General features: G+C 66.9%; 23 protein-coding genes and 2 pseudogenes. 18 read left to right on the top strand and 7 right to left on the bottom strand.

The window, feature by feature from the left end:
• Positions 1-120: 120 nt before the first annotated feature.
• Entirely contained in the window at positions 121-441 is a 321-nt protein-coding gene (locus EDC36_RS04485) for a hypothetical protein (RefSeq protein WP_132962046.1), read from the bottom strand.
• Positions 428-712: a hypothetical protein gene (locus EDC36_RS04480; protein ID WP_132962045.1), complete on the bottom strand. Its 285-nt coding sequence runs from the start codon at positions 710-712 to the stop codon at positions 428-430. Before EDC36_RS04480 ends, EDC36_RS04485 begins: the two co-directional genes overlap by 14 nt.
• 213 nt (positions 713-925) lie before the next feature.
• Between EDC36_RS04480 and EDC36_RS04475 the strand changes: the two genes are divergently transcribed.
• From EDC36_RS04475 to rfbC, 12 genes and pseudogenes are all read left to right on the top strand, one after another.
• Positions 926-1,924 carry a methyltransferase regulatory domain-containing protein gene (locus tag EDC36_RS04475; protein ID WP_165902807.1) on the top strand — a complete coding sequence of 333 codons (999 nt, stop codon included), beginning with the start codon at positions 926-928 and terminating at the stop codon, positions 1,922-1,924.
• Between the two features lie 206 nt (positions 1,925-2,130).
• Complete coding sequence (locus EDC36_RS04470) at positions 2,131-2,412, top strand: FitA-like ribbon-helix-helix domain-containing protein (RefSeq protein WP_424565382.1); 282 nt, start codon at positions 2,131-2,133, stop codon at positions 2,410-2,412.
• On the top strand, positions 2,409-2,837 hold the full coding sequence (locus EDC36_RS04465) for a type II toxin-antitoxin system VapC family toxin (protein WP_132962042.1): 429 nt from the start codon (positions 2,409-2,411) through the stop codon (positions 2,835-2,837). The genes EDC36_RS04470 and EDC36_RS04465 overlap by 4 nt, the downstream gene beginning before the upstream one ends.
• Positions 2,834-3,351 (top strand): annotated as a pseudogene (locus tag EDC36_RS13345) (glycosyl transferase family 1); the annotation flags it as partial. The gene EDC36_RS04465 and the pseudogene EDC36_RS13345, both read left to right, overlap by 4 nt.
• A gap of 30 nt (positions 3,352-3,381) precedes the next feature.
• The gene (locus tag EDC36_RS04460; protein WP_424565383.1) at positions 3,382-4,065 is read left to right on the top strand and encodes a glycosyltransferase; all 684 of its coding nucleotides are present in this window, start codon (positions 3,382-3,384) and stop codon (positions 4,063-4,065) included.
• Positions 4,066-4,083: 18 nt separating this feature from the next.
• Positions 4,084-4,713, top strand: coding sequence for a hypothetical protein (locus tag EDC36_RS04455; RefSeq protein WP_132962041.1), 630 nt, complete (start codon positions 4,084-4,086; stop codon positions 4,711-4,713).
• Positions 4,714-5,371: 658 nt separating this feature from the next.
• Positions 5,372-5,767 (top strand): annotated as a pseudogene (locus tag EDC36_RS13340) (transposase); the annotation flags it as partial.
• A gap of 306 nt (positions 5,768-6,073) precedes the next feature.
• Positions 6,074-6,427 carry a transposase gene (locus EDC36_RS13335; protein WP_416340915.1) on the top strand — a complete coding sequence of 118 codons (354 nt, stop codon included), beginning with the start codon at positions 6,074-6,076 and terminating at the stop codon, positions 6,425-6,427.
• A 225-nt stretch (positions 6,428-6,652) separates the two neighbouring features.
• Positions 6,653-7,759, top strand: a complete 1,107-nt coding sequence (gene rfbB / locus EDC36_RS04445) for a dTDP-glucose 4,6-dehydratase (protein WP_132962040.1) — start codon at positions 6,653-6,655, stop codon at positions 7,757-7,759.
• A complete protein-coding gene (rfbD, locus tag EDC36_RS04440) occupies positions 7,756-8,730 on the top strand; it encodes a dTDP-4-dehydrorhamnose reductase (protein ID WP_132962039.1) in 975 nt (324 codons plus the stop codon). Before rfbB ends, rfbD begins: the two co-directional genes overlap by 4 nt.
• A gap of 25 nt (positions 8,731-8,755) precedes the next feature.
• Entirely contained in the window at positions 8,756-9,655 is a 900-nt protein-coding gene (gene rfbA / locus EDC36_RS04435) for a glucose-1-phosphate thymidylyltransferase RfbA (protein ID WP_132962038.1), read from the top strand.
• 6 nt (positions 9,656-9,661) lie between these two features.
• Positions 9,662-10,234, top strand: coding sequence for a dTDP-4-dehydrorhamnose 3,5-epimerase (rfbC, locus tag EDC36_RS04430; protein WP_132962037.1), 573 nt, complete (start codon positions 9,662-9,664; stop codon positions 10,232-10,234).
• Positions 10,235-10,257: 23 nt separating this feature from the next.
• Here rfbC and metK read toward each other — a convergent pair whose 3' ends face one another.
• Entirely contained in the window at positions 10,258-11,442 is a 1,185-nt protein-coding gene (gene metK / locus EDC36_RS04425; RefSeq protein ID WP_132962036.1) for a methionine adenosyltransferase, read from the bottom strand.
• 201 nt (positions 11,443-11,643) lie between these two features.
• Here metK and EDC36_RS04420 point away from each other — a divergent pair, with 201 nt between their 5' ends.
• Positions 11,644-12,498 (top strand): lysophospholipid acyltransferase family protein, encoded by an 855-nt coding sequence (locus EDC36_RS04420; protein WP_132962035.1) that lies wholly within the window; start codon positions 11,644-11,646, stop codon positions 12,496-12,498.
• Positions 12,499-12,532: 34 nt separating this feature from the next.
• Here EDC36_RS04420 and EDC36_RS04415 read toward each other — a convergent pair whose 3' ends face one another.
• Together EDC36_RS04415 and yihA are read right to left on the bottom strand one after the other, a co-directional pair.
• Complete coding sequence (locus tag EDC36_RS04415) at positions 12,533-13,468, bottom strand: alpha/beta fold hydrolase (protein ID WP_132962034.1); 936 nt, start codon at positions 13,466-13,468, stop codon at positions 12,533-12,535.
• A gap of 41 nt (positions 13,469-13,509) precedes the next feature.
• Positions 13,510-14,151 carry a ribosome biogenesis GTP-binding protein YihA/YsxC gene (gene yihA, locus EDC36_RS04410; protein WP_132962033.1) on the bottom strand — a complete coding sequence of 214 codons (642 nt, stop codon included), beginning with the start codon at positions 14,149-14,151 and terminating at the stop codon, positions 13,510-13,512.
• A 123-nt stretch (positions 14,152-14,274) separates the two neighbouring features.
• On the opposite strand from yihA, the gene EDC36_RS04405 reads away from it, so the two are divergent.
• The 5 genes from EDC36_RS04405 (at position 14,275) to EDC36_RS04385 (ending at position 20,190) form a co-directional block, all read left to right on the top strand.
• A complete protein-coding gene (locus EDC36_RS04405) occupies positions 14,275-14,889 on the top strand; it encodes a c-type cytochrome (protein WP_132962032.1) in 615 nt (204 codons plus the stop codon).
• A gap of 168 nt (positions 14,890-15,057) precedes the next feature.
• Positions 15,058-17,199 carry a cytochrome c biogenesis protein ResB gene (locus EDC36_RS04400; RefSeq protein ID WP_132962031.1) on the top strand — a complete coding sequence of 714 codons (2,142 nt, stop codon included), beginning with the start codon at positions 15,058-15,060 and terminating at the stop codon, positions 17,197-17,199.
• A gap of 1 nt (position 17,200) precedes the next feature.
• On the top strand, positions 17,201-18,559 hold the full coding sequence (gene ccsB, locus EDC36_RS04395; RefSeq protein WP_132962030.1) for a c-type cytochrome biogenesis protein CcsB: 1,359 nt from the start codon (positions 17,201-17,203) through the stop codon (positions 18,557-18,559).
• Between the two features lie 13 nt (positions 18,560-18,572).
• Entirely contained in the window at positions 18,573-19,526 is a 954-nt protein-coding gene (gene msrP, locus EDC36_RS04390) for a protein-methionine-sulfoxide reductase catalytic subunit MsrP (RefSeq protein ID WP_132962029.1), read from the top strand.
• A gap of 19 nt (positions 19,527-19,545) precedes the next feature.
• Entirely contained in the window at positions 19,546-20,190 is a 645-nt protein-coding gene (locus EDC36_RS04385) for a protein-methionine-sulfoxide reductase heme-binding subunit MsrQ (RefSeq protein WP_243646468.1), read from the top strand.
• Here EDC36_RS04385 and lysA read toward each other — a convergent pair.
• The gene (gene lysA, locus EDC36_RS04380; protein WP_132962027.1) at positions 20,126-21,427 is read right to left on the bottom strand and encodes a diaminopimelate decarboxylase; all 1,302 of its coding nucleotides are present in this window, start codon (positions 21,425-21,427) and stop codon (positions 20,126-20,128) included. The genes EDC36_RS04385 and lysA overlap by 65 nt on opposite strands.
• Complete coding sequence (lptM, locus tag EDC36_RS04375; protein WP_132962026.1) at positions 21,414-21,566, bottom strand: LPS translocon maturation chaperone LptM; 153 nt, start codon at positions 21,564-21,566, stop codon at positions 21,414-21,416. The genes lysA and lptM overlap by 14 nt, the downstream gene beginning before the upstream one ends.
• Position 21,567: the final 1 nt, after the last annotated feature.

Here is a 21,567-nt window from a genome sequence, read left to right as displayed (position 1 = left end):
CCAACCCACACCCTGCGGGTGCGAGCAAGGCGTGGGATGGCGCCTGTGTGGATGATGCCCCCGGTCAGCACCCGCTGCCGGGGGATTTGGATGTCAACACCGCTTGCGCAGCAAGGCCGCTCACTTCTTGCCGTAGGTGGCATCGTGGTCCGTTGCGATCGTCAAAAAACGAATGAAATCCCCATCCCGGTACGCTGTTGCCCGACGTGACCGGGTGATGCGCAGCGAGTAAATCGCCTCAATGCCTGGCGGCGGCTTGACGCTGGTGATTTTTTCCCATTTCAGGCCCGGGTCACGGTACAGCTGGTTCCAACTCAGCTGTCGAATCTTGCGCAGCGTGTCCAGCGCCGCGTGGCGCTCGGGCTTTTGCAGCGCGAGCAGGTTGTCCTGAAACACCGGGTTGTTCAGGTCAAGCCTGACCTTGGCTTCACCGCTGGCCATGGCCGAGCCGCTGCAGCGTGTCTTCGATGTCGCTGTCCGATGCGGCATGGTCCAACGACCACGCGATGGCCGCTTGCAGATCGGCCGCTGCCTTGGGTTCGTGCAGCCAGCGCTCGTTGTCGGGAACCACCGTGGCGGTGCGCACCAACCACACACCAGGCTCGTACTCTTCCACCAGCACCTGGCGGCCCGCATATCGCTTGCCCAGCGAAATCTGACCGTTGGCACCAACGACCTTGACGGTGGCGGGCGGATGTGCAGCGATGGCCATCGTGGAGCTCCTGTAGTGCACGATATTATACGATTCGTGCGGCACTATCAGGCAAGTGCCCTGTTGCGCCCCTGCGCGGGGGGGCGAGCATCAACCTCGCCCCACGTGACAACCGCCCAAGCATCCACCTTCGCAGCCCCAGACGGTGCCAACGTCGCCTCGGATGGCCCCTGGCCAGCCCTGGCCGCCATCGACGTCGGGCGTGAGCGGCTCATGAAACTCATCGAACGCGACGCCGCCATGACGCGGGTGCTGCCAGCGATGAAGGCGCGGCTGGAGAAGTTTGCCGAGCTTGACAAAGCCTACCTTGTCAACGAGTACATGCACGAGGAGTGGACCACCTTTTGGTTCGACGAGCTGGCGACGGAGCTGGCGCCCACCAAGCTTGTGCACTTAGGCACCGCCACCGCCGGAGACTGGTACTTGACGGCGATGCTGCCACAACCCTGGAAAGAGGAGCTTGCTCAGCACCGCGACCCCATCGTGCGCGAGGTGATGCAAGACGTCCTTATCAACCAGTCCTTCCGCCGAGACCTCTGGGCGCGCGGGCAGGCCCCCGTGTGGCCGGCACGCCAGCGCGAGCTGCTGCAAAGCCAGCGCTTTGTGCTCTTGAGCCGCCCCCAAGCCAAGGAGGGCGACAACCCATACAAGTTCGCCACGAGCGTCGGCGAAGTCAGCGGCAAGCCGGAAGTCTATGCGCCGTTGTACGACGCGCTGCAAAGCGGCCCCAAGACGCTGGCGGAGCTCATCGCTACCCCGGTGCAAGCGAGCGAGAACAGCCCCACGCCGCAGCCGCGCACACTTGCCGACACGTTGCAGGCCGTGGGGCTGATGCTGCACGCGGGGCATGTGGCGTTGGCGCATCCCCTGTCCAACGACAAGCCGGCCAAGGCCATCAACCGCGCCATCGCCCAGGCGGTGCTCGCGGGCGCTCCCTACCGCAACCTCGTGGCTGGCGCCATCCCCTGGGTCATCACCGCGGGAGAAGTGGACCTGATGCTGCTGGCGCTGGCCCAATCCAATCCCAAAGCCGGCGCTGATGCCCTCGGAGAGCGGCTGGCGGCAAGCCTTGTGCAACTGGGCCGCGGCCTCAAAGGGGCGGATGGTCAACCGCTCACCACGCGCGAGGCCCTCACGCCCCGCGCGCGGGAGCTTGCACAGGCGTTCCTGGCGCAGACCCTGCCCACCTGGCAGCGCCTGGGGGTGCTGTAGCCAAATAAGACACCCACTTATTGTCCTTGTTGCAAAGAACGAGATTCAGGCGCTACGGCAGGCGGCAGCGGCTGGGCCAAAGGCGGCGCGTGAGCTGCTCGCCCAGATTTGCGCTGACGGCAGGCTCTCGTCTTGCGCAGCCTGGCGTGGCTGGTGAAGCTGGGTGTGCTGAGGGTACTTTGACACGATAGATCGCAGTGCATACAATGCACGCATTGCTATCAGTCGGGGTTTCCATGGCCGCTTTGACGATTCGTAACGTGGATGACGCCATCAAGCAATCGCTGCGCATCCGCGCTGCGCAGCATGGGGTGTCGATGGAAGAAGAGGCCCGCCGCATTCTGCGTGAAGCTTTGGGCTGCGCAGCCCGGTCGCAGCCTTTGGGGCAGCGGCTGAAGCAGCGCTTTGCTGAGGTGGCTGCTACGGACTTTGAGCTGCCTGCACGCCAATTGCCGCGCAGACCACCCCATTGGGACGAGATGCCGTGAATCTTCTCGACACCAATGTGCTGTCTGAGTTCATGCGGCCGCAGCCTGCTGAGGCGGTGGTCGCCTGGCTGGATCGTCTGCCTGCCGATCAGGTGTGGATCAGCGCCATCAGCGTAGCCGAAATCCAGCTCGGGCTGGCCTTGATACCTGCGGGGAAACGCCAGGCGGCGCTGGCGCTGGCAGCACAAGCGATGTTCGCGGAAGACTTTGCGGGGCGCTGCCTGCCTTTCGATGAGCGAGCGGCGCTGCACTACGCTGCTATCGTCGCCCAGCGCACGCGCGCCGGCCGCCCCATCAGCACCGAGGATGCTCAGATCGCCGCCATTGCGCTCGCGCACGGTCTGACCTTGGCGACGCGCAATGTGTCCGACTTTGCAGGCATTGACGGCTTGGCTGTTATCAATCCCTGGCGGACAAGCCCATGAACATCCTCTTCATCCACCAGAACTTCCCCGGCCAGTTCAAGTCCCTGGCGCCGGCTTTGGTGCAGCACGGCCACCAGGTTGTCGCGATGACGATGCACAAGACCGAAACCCGCGAATGGCAGGGCGTGAGGCTCGTGCCCTACACGGCCAGCCGTGGCACCACGCCGAATGTGCATCCGTGGGTTGCCGACTTCGAAACCAAAGTCATCCGGGGCGAGGCCTGCTTTCGCGCCGCGCTCACGATGAAGGCGCAAGGGTACAAACCTGATGTCATCATCGCCCACCACGGCTGGGGCGAGAGCCTGTTCCTGAGGGAAGTCTGGCCTGACGCCAAGCTCGGGATTTACTGCGAGTTCTTCTATCACCCGCAGGGAGCCGAGTCGGTTTTGACCCCGAGTTTGCCACCGCCGACGCTGGCGAAGCGTGCCGCCTGCGCCTGAAAAACCTCAACAACCTGCTCCACTTCGAAGTGGCTGACGCCGGCATCAGCCCCACCCACTGGCAGGCGAGCACCTTTCCCGAGCCGTTTCGCGACAAGATCACCGTGGTGCATGACGGGATCGACACCCAGGCGGTCGCGCCCAACCCGGCGGTGAGTTTGACGCTGAACGGCAATCTGACCCTGACGAAGCAGGATGAGGTCATCACCTTCGTCAACTGCAACCTTGAGCCTTACCGGGGCTATCACATCTTCATGCGCGCGCTGCCGGAGATCCTCAAGCGCCGGCCCAAGGCTCGGGTGTTGATCGTCGGCGGCGATGGGGTGAGCTATGGCGCAAAGCCGCCCGCGGGTGCGACCTGGAAACAGATGTTCATCGACGAAGTCCGACCGCGCATCCCCGATCCAGACTGGGCGCGGGTGCATTTCGTAGGTAACATCCCGTACCCGCATTTCATCGCGCTTTTGCAGCTTTCCACGGTGCATGTCTATCTGACCTATCCGTTTGTGCTCTCTTGGAGCTTGCTGGAAGCGATGAGCGCGGGTTGCGCGATTGTGGCCAGCGACACCCAGCCGTTGCACGAAGCGATCCATCATGGCGAGACGGGGCGGCTCGTCAACTTCTTCGACGTGGCGGGGCTTGCCAACGAAGTCTGTGCACTGCTCGACGACCCAGCGCAAAGAGAGCGCCTCGGCCAGAACGCCCGGGCGTTTGCCCGGGCGAACTATGACCTCAAGCGTGTATGTCTGCCGCGGCAGTTGGCGTGGGTGGAAGGGTTGGTAAATTGAACCATAGAAACACAAGCGATGACAGCAAGCGATGAGATAAATAAACTTCAGCGCATGTTGAGCGAGCTGGCGGCAACATGCACGCAGATGCGACAGCGCATGTTGCAGCTCGAACAGCGCGTGCAGTCATTGGAAGAAGTACATGGGCAGTGGCCAACATATGGCGACCATGACGAAGACAGTAATTGCGACCGGAAGCGACAACCAAGGTGGCGCCGGATATTGGATATGGACGATGGCATGGACGATTTTGAAGAGGAAACGCGGCGAGCCATAGAATCCTTCCTCATACAAAACGGCGCCAAGCGTATCATCAGCTTTGGTAGTGGCATTACAAAGTACGGGCGTGATGGAAGAGTCGAGATGAGCTGCGGGCCGGCGATCATGGATGACCGCCGTATCATCGTCATCCATTACGCAAAGCGCTTGAAAAACGCCAATGTAGACTGGCATATCGAGCAGCTTATGCGCTTTAGGCAATTCTTTCCGGAGCATGCAGGAAAAGCTTTACACGGCGCGGTTGGGGGTATGGTCGTTCCCGAAGAAGTGCAACGCTATGCTGAACAGCAAGGGCTCTATGTCCTGACGCAGGTCGATGGTGTCGTCATGATCAAGAACCAGCCGGACTTTGTGGCCAAGACATGGTAGCTGAGTCTCATGCATGGTTTCTCAGATATGTCATGAGGAGCGTTTGCCCAAAAAAGCGCTAAAGTCAAATCTGGTGTATGGCATGCTTTCAAGCTGGGTTGAGCAAGCGGCCAAACTGCTGCGCTTCCGGCGGACTGTCAAGCTCTGGAATGCCATCTTTGAAGACCATGCCGTTTGGCAAATCGGTTAGGCGATCCACACTCCGAATGCGTCGCCAGGACTTCTCGGCTTCCTGCACCAGTTTGAAGGGCTAATAAATAAAGTAAATAAAGGACGCCGACTTATTGCTATTACTTATTACTCAAGGCGATGCTGGCGAGCAAAGGAAGGTCTGCACAACAGCCTTTGACTCGGCCGTTGCCGACGGATGTTTCACATGGCGGCATCTTGATGTGCTCTAGGGAAACGCTGATTTATTCAGCCAGCGGGATAAAGCGCAAGAAGCCGAGCGCGCAGAGAGCGAGAAATATCATGCAGATAGGCGGGCTTTCGAACAACGCGCAACGCCACAGTTCGCCAGCACAGCGAATAAATCAGCGCTTCCTAGTCGCCCCTGATGTTTCCGCAACCCATTGATTTTATTTGGAAATATCAGGGCTTTCGGGCATAATTTCTCCCAGTTCTTTGTTCTGGGCGCGCATTTTCTGGGAGTTTTTCGATGTCTGTTTGCCCCGCCACCGAGGATTTTTTCCGCCTGCGCCTGGACCACATGATCGACCTGCGCCACCCGCTGGCGGTGCTGGCCTGGCGCATGCCGTGGCAGGAGCTCGAAGCGCGGGTGGCGCATCGGTTTTCACGCAAGGCTCGCGCAGGCGTGGCCATGCCCGAGCTGGATTGGTTTGGCGAGCAGGTTCAGACAAGCGAGCGGGTGAGTCGCGCCGGGCGGCCTCGCGTGCCGCTGCGCATCATGATCAGCCTGCTGTACCTCAAGCACGCGTTCAACGAGTCGGACGAAGGCGTCGTTGAGCGCTGGCGCGACACGCCGCGCTGGCAGTATTTCTCGGGGCTGGCGTACTACGAGGATCGGCTGCCTTGCGACGCCACCACCTTGGTCAAGTTTCGCCAGCTGCTGGGCGAAGAAGGGGTGCAAGAGCTGCTGGCCCAAACCATCAACGTAGCTGTTGAGCTCAAGCTCATCAAGCCGCAAGAACTCACTCGCGTGATCGTGGACAGCACCGTGCAGCCCAAGGCCATCGCCCACCCCACCGACAGCCGGCTGCTGGAGACGGCACGCGCCCAACCAAGGCCAGCGCCATCGCAACTGCCATGCGGCAAGCGCAGCGTGGGACCTTGCACAAGGCCGCGCGCATCGTGGCCCAGAGTTGCCAGCACAAAGCCATGGACTGATAGGGCAAGCTCTATGCTTGGTATGCCACCCGAGGTGGAGTGCATCAGCAAGGGCAAGGCCAGACGGATCCGACCGCAAGACCGCAAGCGGCTCAAGCGACGGCAAGCGATTGAGCCCATCATCGGCCACCTCAAGATGGATCACCGCATGCAGCGCTGCCACCTCAAAGGGCAAACCGGCGACCGGCTACACGCGGTGCTGTGTGCGGCGGGCTACAACATCCGCTGGCTGCTGCGCATGATCGCCAAGAAGGGCATCACCTTCTTGTGGGCGGTTTTGTTGTGCCTGCTGCAGGCCAGCGCGCCGCTGCGCGCAGGGCGGGCACAGCTGCGTTGGAGCACGCACGCGGCGGCGATGGTGAGGTGAGATGAATTTTTCAGGGACGACTCTTTAACCCCGTGAGGGGTGGTTTTGGTGAGGGGGTCGCCAAGCTTACGGCCATGCGTGTCATCCTCGACGATGACGGCTGGTTGGTGGTGGTCTGAGCAAGCACCTCGATGTTCCCGCTCAACCTCCACGCGGACAGGGCACGCTACACTTGCGCAGCAAGCTGGGCGGCTGGTGCCTGGGCCCACTCGGAATGCATCGCACATGACCATCCTCGTGACCGGTGGCGCCGGCTTCATTGGCGCGAACTTCGTGTTGGAGTGGCTCGCACAGTCCGATGAGCCGGTTGTCAACCTGGACAAACTGACCTACGCCGGCAACTTGGACAACCTGGCCAGCCTGCAGGACGATGCGCGCCACACCTTTGTGCAGGGCGACATCGGCGACCGTGCGTTGGTCGAGCGGCTGCTGGCCCAGCACCGGCCGCGGGCGGTGCTCAACTTCGCGGCGGAAAGCCACGTGGACCGCTCGATCCACGGCCCCGAGGACTTCATCCAGACCAATGTCGTGGGCACCTTTCGGCTGCTGGAAGCGGTGCGGGCCTACTGGAGCAGCCTGCCGGCGCCCGAGGCGGCCGCGTTTCGCTTGCTGCACGTCAGCACCGACGAAGTCTTTGGCAGCCTGGGGCCACACGACGCCCCGTTCACCGAAACCCACCGCTACGAGCCCAACAGCCCGTACTCGGCCAGCAAAGCCGCCAGCGACCACTTGGTGCGTGCCTGGCACCACACCTACGGTCTGCCCGTGCTCACCACCAACTGCTCCAACAACTACGGGCCGTACCACTTTCCGGAAAAGCTCATCCCGCTGATGATCGTCAACGCCTTGGCCGGCAAGCCCCTGCCGGTGTACGGCGACGGTCAGCAGGTGCGCGACTGGCTTTATGTGGGCGACCACTGCAGCGCCATCCGCCGCGTGCTGCAGGCGGGGCAGCCGGGGCAGACCTACAACATCGGTGGTCGCAACGAAAAAACCAACCTGGAGGTGGTGCGCACCGTGTGCGCGTTGCTCGACGAGCTGGCGCCAGCCCCGGCACGCGGGGTGGTCGATGCGCGCAGCGGCCAGCCGGTGCAGCACTACGGGGAGCTCATCACCTTCGTGGCCGACCGGCCGGGGCACGACCGGCGCTACGCGATGGATGCGCGCAAAATCGAGCGCGAACTGGGTTGGACCCCGGCGGAGACGTTCGAGACGGGCCTGCGCAAAACCGTGCGCTGGTACCTGGACCACCCCGAGTGGGTGCAGCGCGTGCAAAGCGGTGCGTACCGCGCGTGGCTGGCCCAGCATTACGGCGCGGCGGTGGCGGCATGAGCGTGGCCCAGGCACCGCGTATCCTGCTGCTCGGTAAAGACGGCCAGGTGGGCTGGGAGCTGCAGCGCGCGCTGGCGCCGCTGGGCGAGCTGGTGGCGCTGGGCCGCGCCGGTGGCACCGAGCCCGCCACGGGCGCGCCGCTGGTGGGTGACCTCGCCGACCTCGAGGGTTTGGCGGCCACCGTGCAGGTGGTACGGCCGGCCGCCATCGTCAACGCCGCCGCCTACACCGCGGTGGACCAGGCCGAGCGTGAGCCCGAGCTGGCCGAGCGCATCAACGCCGACGCCGTGGATGTGCTGGCCCAGGCCGCCGCCCGCTGCGGTGCGTGGTTGGTGCACTACAGCACCGATTACGTCTTCGACGGCAGCGGCCAGCGTCCATGGCGCGAAGACGATCCGGTGGCGCCGCTCAGCGTCTACGGCCGCAGCAAACGGGCGGGCGAAGAGGCTGTGCGTGCGAGCGGCTGCCGCCACCTGATCCTGCGCACCCAGTGGGTGTACGGCGTGCGCGGTGGCAACTTCGCGCGCACCATGCTGCGGCTGGCGCGTGAGCGCGAGGTGCTGCGTGTGGTGGACGACCAATGGGGCGCGCCCACCGGCGCCGACCTCATTGCCGACGTCACCGCGTGCGCGCTGCGCCAGGCGCTCGCCGGCGGCGTGCATGCGGCGGCGCTCAGCGGCACGTACCACCTGGCTGCGGCGGGGACCACGACCTGGTGCGGCTACGCCCGCTACCTTATCGAGCAGGCCCGGCAGATCGCCCCGCACGCCGGTTGGTGCGTGCACACGATCGAAGCGATCCCGACCGCCGCCTACCCCACGCCAGCGCGCCGCCCAGCCAACGGCCGGCTGGACACCACGCGCCTGCAAACCGCCTTTGGCATGCACCTGCCGCCGTGGCAGCACGGGGTGGCGCGGTGGGTGGCGATGGTGTGCAGCGACGCCTGGGCGGGTTGGCCCAACCCAGCTTGAATCCTCGTCATCAGGGAGTGTTGCCATGACGACCCCGACCTCGCACGCCCATCGGCAGCGCAAGGGCATCATCCTCGCCGGTGGTGCGGGCACACGCCTGCACCCGGCCACGCTGGCGCTCAGCAAACAGCTGCTGCCGGTGTACGACAAGCCCATGATTTACTACCCGCTGGCCACCCTGATGCTGGCGGGCATCCGTGACATGCTGGTCATCAGCACCCCGCAGGACACGCCGCGCTTTGCCCAGTTGCTGGGCGATGGGCACGCTTGGGGCATCGACCTGCACTACGCGGTGCAACCCAGCCCGGACGGGTTGGCGCAAGCGTTCATCATCGGCGCGGACTTTTTGGCTGGTAGCCCCTGCGCCATGGTGCTGGGCGACAACATTTTCTACGGTCACGACCTGCAAACGCTGCTGCAAGCCGCGCACGACCAGCCCTCAGGGGCCACGGTGTTTGCCTACCATGTGCACGATCCCGAGCGCTACGGCGTGGTCGAGTTCGACGCCCACGGGCGCGCCGTCAGCATCGAAGAAAAGCCCGCGCAGCCGCGCTCGAATTACGCCGTCACGGGTCTGTACTTTTACGACGAACAGGTGGTGGACATCGCGCGCGCGGTGCGCCCCAGCGCCCGCGGTGAGCTGGAGATCACCTCGGTCAACCAGACGTACCTGGACCGCGGCCAGCTCAACGTGCAGATCATGAAGCGCGGCTACGCCTGGCTGGACACGGGCACGCACGACAGCTTGCTCGAAGCAGGGCAGTTCATCGCCACGCTGGAGCGGCGCCAGGGCCTCAAGATCGCCTGCCCCGAGGAGGTGGCCTGGCGCCAGGGCTGGATTGACGATGCCCAACTGCAGGCGCTGGCCGAGCCGCTGGCCAAAAGCGGCTACGGGCGCTACCTGCTGGGCCTGCTGCGAGGGTGAGTCGCCATGCCCTACACCGTGACCCCGACGGCCATTGCCGACGTGCTCATCCTCACCCCGCGCGTGTTCGGGGACGAGCGCGGCTTCTTTTTGGAAAGCTTCAACCAGCGCGACTTCGAGGCCGCCACCGGCTTGCACGGCGTCCGCTTCGTGCAGGACAACCACAGCCGCAGCCGCCGCGACGTGCTGCGCGGGCTGCACTACCAACGGCCGCCGCACGCGCAGGGCAAGCTCGTGCGCGTGGCGCGCGGCGCCGTGTGGGACGTGGCGGTGGACATTCGCCGCGACTCACCCACCTACGGCCGTTGGGTGGGCGTGGAGCTGTCGGACGCCAACCAGCGTATGCTGTGGATCCCGCCGGGCTTGGCGCACGGCTTTGTGGTGCTGTCGGACGAGGCCGATTTTCTGTACAAAACCACCGACTACTACAGCCCCGCGCACGAGGGCTGCATCCGCTGGGACGACCCGACGTTGGCCATCGACTGGCCGTTGCAGGGTCGCGTGCCGGTGGTGTCAGCGCGCGACGCCCAGGCGCCGCTGTGGAGCGAGGCGTTGGCGTGGCCCGCCCCTGCGCGTTGAGCAGGCTGCCGTGAGCGCCGCGCTCAACCCTTGAGCCCCGCCAAATCCCGCAACACCTCGACCTTGTCGGTGCGTTCCCAGGTGAACTCGGGCTCATCGCGGCCGAAGTGGCCGTACGCCGCCGTTTTGCTGTAGATCGGCCGCAGCAGGTCCAGCATCTGGATGATGCCCTTGGGACGCAGGTCGAACACCTCGCCCACGATCTTGGCGATCTTGTCGTCGGGGATGACGCCCGTGCCTTCGGTGTACACCGTCACGTTGATGGGGCGGGCCACGCCGATGGCGTAGCTGACCTGGATTTGGCACTGCCGCGCCAGCCCGGCGGCGACGATGTTCTTGGCCACGTAGCGCGCGGCGTAAGCGGCCGAGCGGTCCACCTTGGTCGGGTCTTTGCCGCTGAAGGCGCCGCCACCGTGCGGGCAGGCCCCGCCGTAGGTGTCGACGATGATCTTGCGCCCGGTCAAGCCGCAGTCGCCTTGCGGGCCGCCGATGACGAAGCGGCCCGTGGGGTTGATCAGGTAGCGGGTGTCCTTGAGCCACTCCTTGGGCAGCACGGGCTTGATGATTTCTTCGATGCAGGCCTCGATGAAGGCCGGCTTCATGTGCTTGCCGTCGCTCATCTCGGGGCTGTGCTGGCTGGACAGCACCACGGTGTCGATGCTGTGCGGGCGACCATCGACGTAGCGCATCGTGATCTGGCTCTTGGCGTCCGGGCGCAAAAACGGCAGGCGGCCGTCCTTGCGCAGCTGCGCCTGGCGCTCGACGATGCGGTGCGCGTAGTAGATCGGCGCGGGCATCAGTTCGGGCGTCTCGTCGCAGGCGTAGCCGAACATCAAACCCTGGTCGCCCGCGCCGGTGTTGAGGTAGTCGTCCGACGCATGGTCCACGCCTTGGGCGATGTCGTTGCTTTGCTTGTCGTAGGCCACCAGCACCGCGCAGCCCTTGTAGTCGATGCCGTACTCGGTGTTGTCGTAGCCGATGCGCTTGATGGTGTCGCGCGCCACCTGGATGTAGTCCACGTGCGCGTTGGTGGTGATTTCACCCGCCAGCACCACCAGGCCGGTGTTGCACAGCGTCTCGGCCGCCACACGGCTGCGCGGGTCTTGCTCGAGGATCGCGTCGAGAATGGCGTCCGAGATCTGGTCGGCCACCTTGTCCGGGTGGCCTTCGGAGACCGATTCGCTGGTGAAAAGAAAGTCGTTCGCCATGGTTGCTACACTCCTTAGGAATCGTGAGGCGCCGGCGTTGCGCCGGTCCCTCACAGGGGCGTGATGGCGAACGCTTTAGCGGCATTTGTGAATCGCCCGCAAGTAGTTCAGTAACTCGGCGATGGGGTGCCATTTTAACCGAAAGGACGTGCCGAGGGTGCGGCACGTCTTGTTGCCCCTTGGGGGCTGCACAACGCAACGATGCTCATCACGCTGTTTCGAACGTTGGGGCGCTGGCCGCTGCCGGCGCTGCATGCCCTGGGTTGGTTGGGCGGCTGGCTGGTGTGGCTGGCCTCGCCGACCTACCGGCGGCGCTGGCGCGAGCACACGCGCCGTGCCGCTTTGCGCGGCTGGGCGCGCTGGGCGTCGGTGGGGGCGGCGGGCCAGCAGGTGGCCGAGCTGCCGCGGCTGTGGTTTGGACCGCCGGTGCCCGTGGGCTGGCGGGGGGCGGCGCACATCGAGGCGGCGCTGGCTCGTGGCAACGGGGTGCTGTTTTTGACGCCGCACCTGGGCTGCTTCGAAGTTACCCCGCGCGCCTACGCCGAGCGTTTTGGGGTGCAGGGGCGCCCGATCACGGTGCTGTACCGCCCGGCGCGCCACGCCGCGCTGGACGCCGTGCTGCGCCAAGCGCGGCAGCGGCCCGGCATGGCGGCGGCGCCCACCACGCTGGCCGGCGTGCGGCAGTTGATGCAAGCGCTGCGCCGCGGCGAGGCGGTGGGTTTGCTGCCCGACCAAGTGCCCCCGCAAGGCCTGGGTGTGTGGGCCCCGTTTTGGGGCGCACCTGCTTACACGATGACGCTGGCGGCCCGCTTGGCCCAGCAACCCGGCGTGCACGTGCTGTTGGCTTGGGGCGAGCGCTTGCCGTGGGGGCGCGGCTACGTGGTGCACGTGCACCCGTGGGCCGAGGTGATGGACGCCCCCCTGGCCGCCGACCCCGCGCAGGCGGCGGCGCAGATCAACCAGGCGATGGAACGGCTGATCCGCCGCTGCCCGCAGCAATACTTGTGGGGGTACGCGCGCTACAAGCAACCCCGGGCGCTGCCCCAGGCGACATGACGCCGCACCACGGCGGCGGCGCGGCGGGGTGGCTTCAGGGCGCGTCGGCCGACGGGAGCGCCCGACCGACGAAGCGCTCGATGCTGGCCAGCACGCGCGCCGGTTGCTCGTGCAGCAGCCAATGGGATGCCTCTGGCAGGCACTCGAGGCGCAGATCCGGCACCCAGGCCTCCAAACCGTCCAGCAGGCCCGGCAGCAGCGCCTGGTCGCGCAGGCCCCACAGCACCAGCGTGGGCACGCGCACGTGCAGCAGCTCGTCGGGCAGGGTAACCGCCGCTGCGGCGGGATCGTGTTCGGTGGGTGGCCGCAGCGGCGAGGCGGCGTAGTAGTTCAGACCGCCCTGCAGTCCCATGGCCCACACGGCCTCGTGTTGCGCTTGCAGGGCGGGGGTCAACCACGACGAGGTGTCGGACATGCCGCGAAAAAAGCCCCACAGCTTGGCGTACCCGTGGGCGGTCAACCGCGCCGCCGCGTCGGGGCGCGCCAGCATGTTCATGTACGCGCTGGCCGCTTGCTGGGCCGGCGACTGGCGCAGGTCACGCCAGAACGTGGCCGGGTGCGGCGAGTTGAGGATGACCAGCCGCGCCAGCCGCTGGGGTTGCAGCGCCGCCAGGTTCCAGGCCACCGCACCGCCCCAGTCGTGCGCCACCAAACCAGCCACGCGTCCGGGTGTGGCGCTGTCCGCCGTCACGGCGTCGATCAGCGCGGTGACGTCGTGCACCAAGTGGCGCACGCGGTACGCCTGCACGTCGGCCGGGGCGCTGGAGCGCTCGTAGCCGCGCAGGTTGGGGGCGATGCAGCGCCAACCGCCGTGCTCGGGCGCGGCGAAATGCGTCAACGCCTCGTCCCACACGAACGCGCCCTGGGGGAAGCCATGCAAGAACAGCAGCACCGGGCGGCCTGGCTGCCCGGCGGCGCGCACGCTCAGGGTGATGCCGTGGGGTAGCGCGAGCTCAAACGTTTCGACCATGGGCGGTGCTCTCCGGTGGATGGCCCCGCCGCGGCTCGGAGCTACGGCGCTGGGTGGCCCCATTGCCACAGCCGTTGCGCCACCTCGTCGACCCCGATGCGCTTGAGGGCGGAAAACAGCATCGCATCGCCACCGCGGGTTTGCAGTCGCGCAACGGACAGCGCCTTGGCCTGTTCCGGGCGCGACAGCTTGTCGGCCTTGGTCAGCAGCACCAAAAACGGCATTCCCTGCTCGACGCGCGGGCGGATCACGTCCAGCAGCGCTTCGTCCAGCTCGGTCAAACCCAGCCGCGCGTCGGCCAGCAGCACCACCGCCCGCAGGTTGGGGCGGCTGACCAGGTAGTTGGCCATGACCTGCTGCCAGCGCCGTTTGGCGGTCTGCGGCACCGCCGCGTAGCCGTAGCCGGGCAAATCGGCCAGCACCGCGTCGGTGGCGCCCTGTTTGCCCACCGCGAACAACACGATGCTTTGCGTGCGGCCAGGCATTTTGGAGGCGAACGCCAACTGGCGCTGCTGCGCCAGCGTGTTGATGCAGGTGGATTTGCCGGCGTTGGAGCGGCCGACGAAGGCGATTTCGGGCGCGGTCAACGCGGGCAGGTCGCGCAGCTGCGGCGCTTCGGTGAGGAAGCGCGCGGTGTGCAGCCAGGCGTGCGCCTGGGCGGGGGAGGGGGGGATGTGGTCCATGGCAAACGCGGCAGGGTGGGCGGGCATTGTAGAATCGGTGGCGTTTCGCCCACGCCGCCGGCGCCAAGGTGCGTGCCGCCGCGGTGCCTGGGCTGTCTCACCAACCTACGTCGCGACCCCGCCATGAAACCCATCGTCACGCTGATCGGCGCCGCCATGGCCGCCACCCTGACTTGGTCTGCCCACGCCCAGTCGGCGCAGCCGGACCTCAAGCGTGGGGCGGCGCTGTACGGCCAGGTGTGCGTGGCCTGCCATGCGGCGGACGGCAACTCCACCACCGCCGCCAACCCCAAGTTGGCGCAGCAGCACCCCGAATACCTGATCAAGCAGCTGCAGGAGTTCAAGTCGGGCAAGCGGGCCAACGCCGTGATGGTGGGGTTTGCCACGCCGCTGTCGGACCAGGACATGCGCGACATCGCCTACTGGTTGGCGAGCCAAAAAGCCACCACGGGTGCGGCCACCGACGCCGAGAAGGTGCGCCTGGGCGAGCGCATTTACCGCGGCGGTCTGATGGATCGTCGCATCCCGGCCTGCGCGGGCTGCCACGGGCCGTCGGGCTCGGGCATCCCGGCCGAGTACCCGCGTCTGAGCGGCCAGCACGCCGAGTACACGGCCACGCAGCTCAAGCTGTTCCGCACCAACGAGCGCGCCAACAACAAGCAGATGCACGAGATCGCGCGCTACCTGACGGACGTCGAAATCGCGGCGCTGGCCGATTACATCGCCGGCTTGCGTTGATGCGCCGGTGCGCGCGGTGGACCGTTGGTCCTACGCGGGTCAGGGAATATCAGTCTCCGTTAATATAGGCGCCGCCACGCGCGGCCGCGGTCCGGGAACCAACCGGGGCGCGCCTCCTCTCACAGCAGGCAGGTCCGTGGCGGGCCTGCCTTTTTTGTCGAGCGTCGCATGAGTGCATCCACCGCCGGCATCGAACTGCCCCGTGTCCACCGCCGCTTGGCGGCGTGGGTGGAGCTGTTGTCGTCGATGCGGTTTGCCATCGCGCTGCTGAGCGTGATCTGCATCGCCTCGGTGGTGGGCACCGTGCTCAAGCAGCACGAGCCGCCCAGCAACTACGTCAACCAGTTCGGGCCGTTCTGGTACGAGGTGTTTGCGCGGCTGGACCTGTACTCGGTCTACAGCGCGTGGTGGTTTTTGCTGATCTTGGCGTTTTTGGTGGTCAGCACGTCGCTGTGCATCGTGCGCAACACGCCCAAGATCCTGGCCGACATGCGCCAGTTCAAGGAGCATGTGCGCGAGCAAAGCCTGCGCGCGTTCCACCACAAGGCCGAAGTCGAGCTGGCCGAGGACCCACGGCAGGCGGCGCAGCGCCTTGGGCAGGCGCTGCTGCGGCGTGGCTGGAAGGTGCGGCTGCAGGCCCGTGCGACCGAGCACGGGACCGGCTGGATGGTGGCGGCCAAGGCCGGCGCGGCCAACAAGATCGGTTACCTCGCGGCGCACGCGGCCATCGTCATCATCTGCATCGGTGGCCTGCTCGACGGCGACCTGATGGTGCGGCTGCAGCTGTGGTGGGGCGGCAAAGAACCGTTGCGCGGCGGGGGGCTGATCGCCGAAGTGCCTGACAAGCACCGCCTCAGCGACGCCAACCCCACGTTCCGCGGCAACCTGCTGGTCACCGAAGGCACGCGCGCCGGCGTGGCCGTGCTGCAGCAGCCCGAGGGCGTGGTGCTGCAGGAGTTGCCGTTCGAGGTCGAACTGAAAAAATTCATCGTCGAGTACTACGACACCGGCATGCCGCGGCTGTTTGCCAGCGACATCGTCATCCACGACCGCTACACGGGTGAAGCCAAGCCCGCGCGGGTCGAGGTCAACCACCCGGTGCAGCACCGTGGCATCCAGATCTACCAGTCCAGCTTCGACGACGGTGGGTCGCTGGTCAAGCTGCGCGCGCTGCCGCTGGGCGCGGCGGTCAGGCCGTTCGAGGTGCAGGGTCGCATCGGCGAGGCCACCACGCTGACCAACGGCCAAGAGCGGTTGCGGCTGGAGTTCACGGGGCTGCGCGTCATCAACGTCGAAAACATGGGCGGCGCCGGCACGGCGGGCGCCGACGTGCGCAAGGTGGACCTGCGCCAGGCGATCGAGGCGCGACTGGGGGCGGGCAACAAAACGTCGAGCGAGCGCCAGCTGCGCAACGTGGGCCCGAGCGTGACGTACAAGCTGCGCGACGACGCGGGCCAGGCGCGCGAGTTCCACAACTACCAACTGCCGGTGGAGATCGACGGCCAGCGCGTGTACCTGCTGGGCGTGCGCGACACGCCGGCCGAGCCGTTCCGTTACCTGCGCGTGCCGGTGGACGAGCGCGATGGGCTGGAGGGGTTTGTGCACCTGCGCACCGCGCTGGCCGACCCAGCGCTGCGGCGCCAGGCCGCGCAGCGCTACGTGGCGCAGGCGGCGGCGGACCAGCCCGAGGCGGTGCGCGCCGCGCTGCTGGGCTCCGCGCAGCGCGCCATCGACCTCTTCGCGGGCGACGACCCGGAGCTGCAGCGGCTGCCCAAAGGCGACGCGCCGCGGCTCGGGGGGCTGCTGGCGTTGTCGGCGTTTGTCGAAGCCAACATCCCCGAGGCCGAGCGCGAGCGCTTCAGCGACGTGTTGCTGCGCATCCTCAACGGCACGCTGTGGGAGCTGTACCAGCTCAGCCGCGCGCAGGTGGGTTGGCCGCCCGCCGAGCGTGGCGACGCCAGCGCCGCGTTCATGACGCAGGCGGTGCTGGCGCTGTCGGACGCGTTTTTCTACCCCGCCCCGCTGGTGCTGCAACTGACCGACTTCGAGCAGGTGCAGGCCAGCGTCTTTCAGGTGGCGCGCGCCCCTGGCAAGACCATCGTGTACACCGGCTGCGTGCTGCTGATCGTGGGGGTGTTTGCGATGCTGTACGTGCGCGAGCGTCGGCTGTGGGTGTGGCTGGCCCCGCGCGGCGATGGCACGCATGCGTTGATGGCCTTGTCGAGCAACCGCAAGCTGCTGGACAATGACCGCGAGTTCGATGCCTTGCGAGCGCTGTTGAGCCCACCCCGTTCTGAGGAGACTGCGTGACATGAACACCGCAACCGAAACCATCGACCTGCGTCTGGAGGGCGCCGCCCAACGCGGGGCGCGCGGCTGGCTGGCCCGCCGCCGTTGGTCGGACTGGCTGTACGCCGTGCTGGTGCTGGTGGGCGCGGGCGTGGCCTACGCGCAGTGGGGCCACGCCATGGACGGCTACGAAAAAGCCATCCTGGCTGGCGTGGCGCCGGCGCTGGTGGCGCTGGCCTGGTTTTGGCGGCCGGTGCAGGCGCTCACCGTGGGGGTGGCGGCGCTGTCGCTGCTGGCCATCGGCCTGTACCAGGTGGATGGCCGCGCCGACCTCGGGCGTGCCGAGCACGTGTTTGCGCTCAAGTACTTTTTGTCCAGCCAGTCGGCGATCCTGTGGATGAGCGTGCTGTTTTTCATGAGCACGGTGTTTTACTGGATCGGGCTGCTCGCACCGCGCGGCGACACCGCCGAAAAACTCGGCTCGCGCATCGCCTGGGCGGGGGTGGTGATGGCGCTCACAGGCACGATGGTGCGCTGGTACGAAAGCCACCAGATCGGCCCGGGCATCGGGCACATCCCGGTGAGCAACCTGTACGAAGTGTTTGTGCTGTTCGCCTGGCTGACCGCGGCGTACCACCTGTACTACGAAGACCGCTACCAGACCCGTCGCATGGGGGCGTTTGCGATGCTGATCGTCAGCGCCGCGGTGGGCTTTTTGCTGTGGTACACCGTGGTGCGCGAAGCGCACCAGATCCAGCCGTTGGTGCCGGCGTTGCAGAGCTGGTGGATGAAGCTGCACGTGCCGGCCAATTTCATCGGCTACGGCACCTTCGCCATCGCGGCGATGCTGGCGTTCGCCTACCTGATCAAGCAAAGCGCGGGCGAGACGCGCTGGTACAAACTGGCGCCGCTGTGGTTGCTGGGCATCGTGCTGTGCTTCGAGCCGCTGGTGTTTCGCCGTGGCGCGGCCGAGCAGGGGGCGGGGTACTGGTTCGTCTACTTTGGCATGTCGGCGCTGATCGTGGGCGGCATCCTGGCGGCGCGGCGGCGCATTGCCGATCGGCTGCCCAGCTTGCAGGTGCTTGACGACGTGATGTACAAGGCCATCGCGGTGGGGTTTGCGTTTTTCACCATCGCCACCGTGCTGGGAGCGCTGTGGGCGGCCGAGGCCTGGGGCGGCTACTGGAGCTGGGACCCCAAGGAAACCTGGGCCTTGATCGTGTGGCTGAACTACGCCGCGTGGTTGCACATGCGCCTCATCAAGGGTCTGCGCGGCACCGTGGCCGCATGGTGGGCGCTGACCGGGTTGGCGATCACGACGTTCGCCTTCCTCGGCGTCAACATGTTCCTGAGCGGGCTGCACAGCTACGGGGCGCTGTGATGCGCATGTGACGATGGCTGCGCCGCTGCCCAGCGAGATCACCCCGCCGCAGGTGTGGGCCAGCCGCCGCGCGTGGCTGCGGCGGCTGGGGGCGGTGGCGCTGTGGGGGTCAGGCGCGTCGATGGCCGCCCAAGGCGCCGGGCCGGGGCGTCAGCCGCCGCTGCCGGCGCAGCCCTCGGCGCTGCCGGGCGCGCGCACGCCCGAAGCGCCCACGCCGTACGAGCTGGTGACGGGCTACAACAATTTCTACGAATTTGGCACCGACAAGGAAGACCCCGCGCGGCTGGCTGGGCGCATGAAGCTGCGGCCCTGGACCGTGCAGATCGACGGGCTGGTGGCCAAGCCGTTGACGCTGGACTGGGACGACCTGCGGCGGCTGGCGCCGTTGGAAGAGCGCATCTACCGCTTGCGCTGCGTCGAGGGCTGGTCGATGGTGATCCCCTGGGTCGGCTACAGCCTGCAGCACCTGATCGAGCGCGCGCAGCCGCTGGGCAGCGCACGCTACGTCGAGTTTCACAGCCTGGCCGACCGCGACACGATGCCGGGCCTGCGCTCCAGCGTGTTGCTGTGGCCCTATGTCGAGGGTTTGCGTATGGACGAAGCGCGTCACCCGCTGACGCTGCTGGCCTTGGGTCTGTACGGGGAGCTGCTGCCGCCGCAAAACGGCGCGCCGCTGCGCGTGGTGGTGCCGTGGAAATACGGCTTCAAGAGCGCCAAGTCGATCGTGCGCGTGCGCTTTGTCGACAAGCAGCCCGCCACGGCATGGAACGTGGCCGCGCCGCACGAGTACGGTTTTTACGCCAACGTCAACCCGGACGTGCCGCACCCCCGCTGGAGCCAGGCCACCGAGCGGCGGCTGGGGCAGGGCGGGCTGTGGGCACCCAGGCTCAAAACCCAGCTGTTCAATGGGTACGCCGAGCAGGTCGGCCAGCTCTACGCCGGCATGGATTTGCGGCGTTGGTATTGAGCAGCCGGGCAGGGGGGCCGTGAACCGGGTGTTGCGCGCCGCCAAGCCCTGGGTGTGGCTGGCGTGCGCACTGCCCGGGGCGTGGCTGTGGGCGCTGGCGCTGGCCGATCGGCTGGGGGCCAACCCAGCCGAGGCGCTGATCCGCGGCCTGGGGGACTGGGCCTTGCGGCTGCTGTGGCTGACCCTGCTGGTGACGCCGCTGCGGCATTGGACCGGCTGGCACGCGCTGGCCGGCTGGCGTCGCGGACTGGGGCTGTGGTCGTTTGCTTACGCGACGCAGCATGTGCTGGCCTACGCGTGGCTGGATCAGGCGGGCGACGTGTCGGCGGTGCTGGCCGACGTGGGCCAGCGGCCCTTCATCGCGGTGGGCATGGTGGCGTGGCTGTTGCTGGTGCCGTTGGCGGCCACGTCATGGGACGGCGCCGTGCAGCGGCTGGGGGCGGGACGCTGGCGCGCGTTGCATCGGCTGGTGTACGCCGTGGCGTTGCTGGTGCTGCTGCACTTCGCCTGGATGCGCAGTGGCAAACGTCTGTGGGACGACGTGTGGGTGTACGGTGCCGCGCTGGCCTTGTTGTTGCTGTGGCGGCTCGTCCACGCTTTCAGTCGAGCGCGAGCGCGCGCTCCTGCCGCCACAGGTCGGCCACCGTCTCGCGCGCGCGGATGAGCTGGCTGCGCGCGCCGGCCACCAGCACCTCGGCGGCCTTGCCGCGCGTGTTGTAGTGGCTGGCCATGCTCATGCAGTAAGCGCCCGCGGACCCCACCGCCAGCCAGTCGCCCGGCTGCACGGCCAGGCGCCGCCCACGGCCCAGCCAATCGCCGCTTTCGCACACCGGCCCCACCACATCCCACTCGGTGGTCGGCGCGTCGTTGCGCAGGCGCACCGGTGCGATCGCGTGCCATGCCTCGTACATGGCCGGGCGCGGCAGGTCGTTCATCGCGGCGTCGACGATGAGGAAGTTTTTGCCCGTGCCGGGCTTGAGGTACAGCACCTCGGTGAGGCACACGCCGGCGTTGCCCACCAGCGAGCGCCCCGGCTCGAACAGCAAACGCCGCCCGCCATGGCCCCGCGCGTCCAGCCGTGCCAGCAGCGCCTGCACCAGCGCCTGCGGCGTGGGGGGCTGCTCACCGTGGTACTCGATGCCCAGCCCGCCGCCCAAGTCCAGGTGGTGCAGGGCGATGCCTTCGGCCTCGATCGCCTCGACCAGATCCAGCACCCGGTCCAGCGCATCCAGGTAGGGTTCGATCGTGGTGATTTGCGAGCCGATGTGGCAATCGATGCCCACCACCTGCAGCCCGGGCAAGCGGGCCGCGTGGCGGTACGCGTCCAAAGCCTCCTCGTGCGCGATGCCGAATTTGTTGTCGCGCAGTCCCGTCGAGATGTAGGGGTGGGTCTGGGCGTCGACATCCGGGTTGACGCGCAGGCTCACCGGCGCGCGCACGCCCAGCTCGCGCGCCACGGCGTCGAGCACCTCCAGCTCGGCGCGGCTTTCCACGTTGAAGCAGCCGATGCCCGCTTGCAGCGCGGCACGCATCTCGGCGCGCGTCTTGCCCACCCCGGAAAATACGATGCGTGGGGGTTGGACGCCCGCGCGCAGCGCGCGCGCGAGTTCCCCACCCGAGACGATGTCAACGCCGCAGCCGGCTTGCACCAGCGCCTGCACGATGGCCAGCGTCGAGTTGGCCTTCATCGCGTAGCAGACCTGGGCGTCACGCCCGGCCAGCGCCTGCTGCCACGCCGCGGCGGCCGCGCGCAGCGCCGCCAGCGAGTACACGAACAAGGGCGTGCCATGCTCGCGCGCCAGCTGCGCCAGCGGCACATCTTCCACCCAAAGCTCGCCGTCACGGTAAGCAACGTAAGGGGCACCAGGCAGGTAAGGGGGGGTGGGGTCAGCGGGGGGCATCGGGCGTGGTCGGGGCAGCGGCGGCAGAGGGCGTGGCGGGCAGGGTCAGCGGGCCTTTTTGGCCACATCCGCCCAGGGTCATCAGGCAAACGGCGGCCAGCCACACCCAGCGGCGGCCTACAATGGGGCGCTTAGGCATA

The organism is Tepidimonas ignava (genome assembly GCF_004342625.1).
GTDB classification, from domain to species: Bacteria; Pseudomonadota; Gammaproteobacteria; order Burkholderiales; family Burkholderiaceae_C; genus Tepidimonas; species Tepidimonas ignava.
Note: the sequence above shows the minus strand (reverse complement) of the source record. Positions and strands in the feature narration are given on the sequence as shown.

Coding starts and splice junctions, on each gene's coding strand:
- EDC36_RS04480 (WP_132962045.1), bottom strand. CDS start 712: ATGGCCATCGCTGCACATCCGCCCGCCACCGTCAAGGTCGTTGGTGCC.
- EDC36_RS04470 (WP_424565382.1), top strand. CDS start 2,131: ATGCACGCATTGCTATCAGTCGGGGTTTCCATGGCCGCTTTGACGATT.
- EDC36_RS04485 (WP_132962046.1), bottom strand. CDS start 441: ATGGCCAGCGGTGAAGCCAAGGTCAGGCTTGACCTGAACAACCCGGTG.
- EDC36_RS04415 (WP_132962034.1), bottom strand. CDS start 13,468: ATGGTCGAAACGTTTGAGCTCGCGCTACCCCACGGCATCACCCTGAGC.
- EDC36_RS04455 (WP_132962041.1), top strand. CDS start 4,084: ATGACAGCAAGCGATGAGATAAATAAACTTCAGCGCATGTTGAGCGAG.
- msrP (WP_132962029.1), top strand. CDS start 18,573: ATGGCTGCGCCGCTGCCCAGCGAGATCACCCCGCCGCAGGTGTGGGCC.
- EDC36_RS13335 (WP_416340915.1), top strand. CDS start 6,074: ATGCTTGGTATGCCACCCGAGGTGGAGTGCATCAGCAAGGGCAAGGCC.
- rfbC (WP_132962037.1), top strand. CDS start 9,662: ATGCCCTACACCGTGACCCCGACGGCCATTGCCGACGTGCTCATCCTC.
- EDC36_RS04405 (WP_132962032.1), top strand. CDS start 14,275: ATGAAACCCATCGTCACGCTGATCGGCGCCGCCATGGCCGCCACCCTG.
- ccsB (WP_132962030.1), top strand. CDS start 17,201: ATGAACACCGCAACCGAAACCATCGACCTGCGTCTGGAGGGCGCCGCC.
- EDC36_RS04420 (WP_132962035.1), top strand. CDS start 11,644: ATGCTCATCACGCTGTTTCGAACGTTGGGGCGCTGGCCGCTGCCGGCG.
- metK (WP_132962036.1), bottom strand. CDS start 11,442: ATGGCGAACGACTTTCTTTTCACCAGCGAATCGGTCTCCGAAGGCCAC.
- lptM (WP_132962026.1), bottom strand. CDS start 21,566: ATGCCTAAGCGCCCCATTGTAGGCCGCCGCTGGGTGTGGCTGGCCGCC.
- rfbA (WP_132962038.1), top strand. CDS start 8,756: ATGACGACCCCGACCTCGCACGCCCATCGGCAGCGCAAGGGCATCATC.
- rfbB (WP_132962040.1), top strand. CDS start 6,653: ATGACCATCCTCGTGACCGGTGGCGCCGGCTTCATTGGCGCGAACTTC.
- yihA (WP_132962033.1), bottom strand. CDS start 14,151: ATGGACCACATCCCCCCCTCCCCCGCCCAGGCGCACGCCTGGCTGCAC.
- rfbD (WP_132962039.1), top strand. CDS start 7,756: ATGAGCGTGGCCCAGGCACCGCGTATCCTGCTGCTCGGTAAAGACGGC.
- EDC36_RS04475 (WP_165902807.1), top strand. CDS start 926: ATGAAACTCATCGAACGCGACGCCGCCATGACGCGGGTGCTGCCAGCG.
- lysA (WP_132962027.1), bottom strand. CDS start 21,427: ATGCCCCCCGCTGACCCCACCCCCCCTTACCTGCCTGGTGCCCCTTAC.
- EDC36_RS04400 (WP_132962031.1), top strand. CDS start 15,058: ATGAGTGCATCCACCGCCGGCATCGAACTGCCCCGTGTCCACCGCCGC.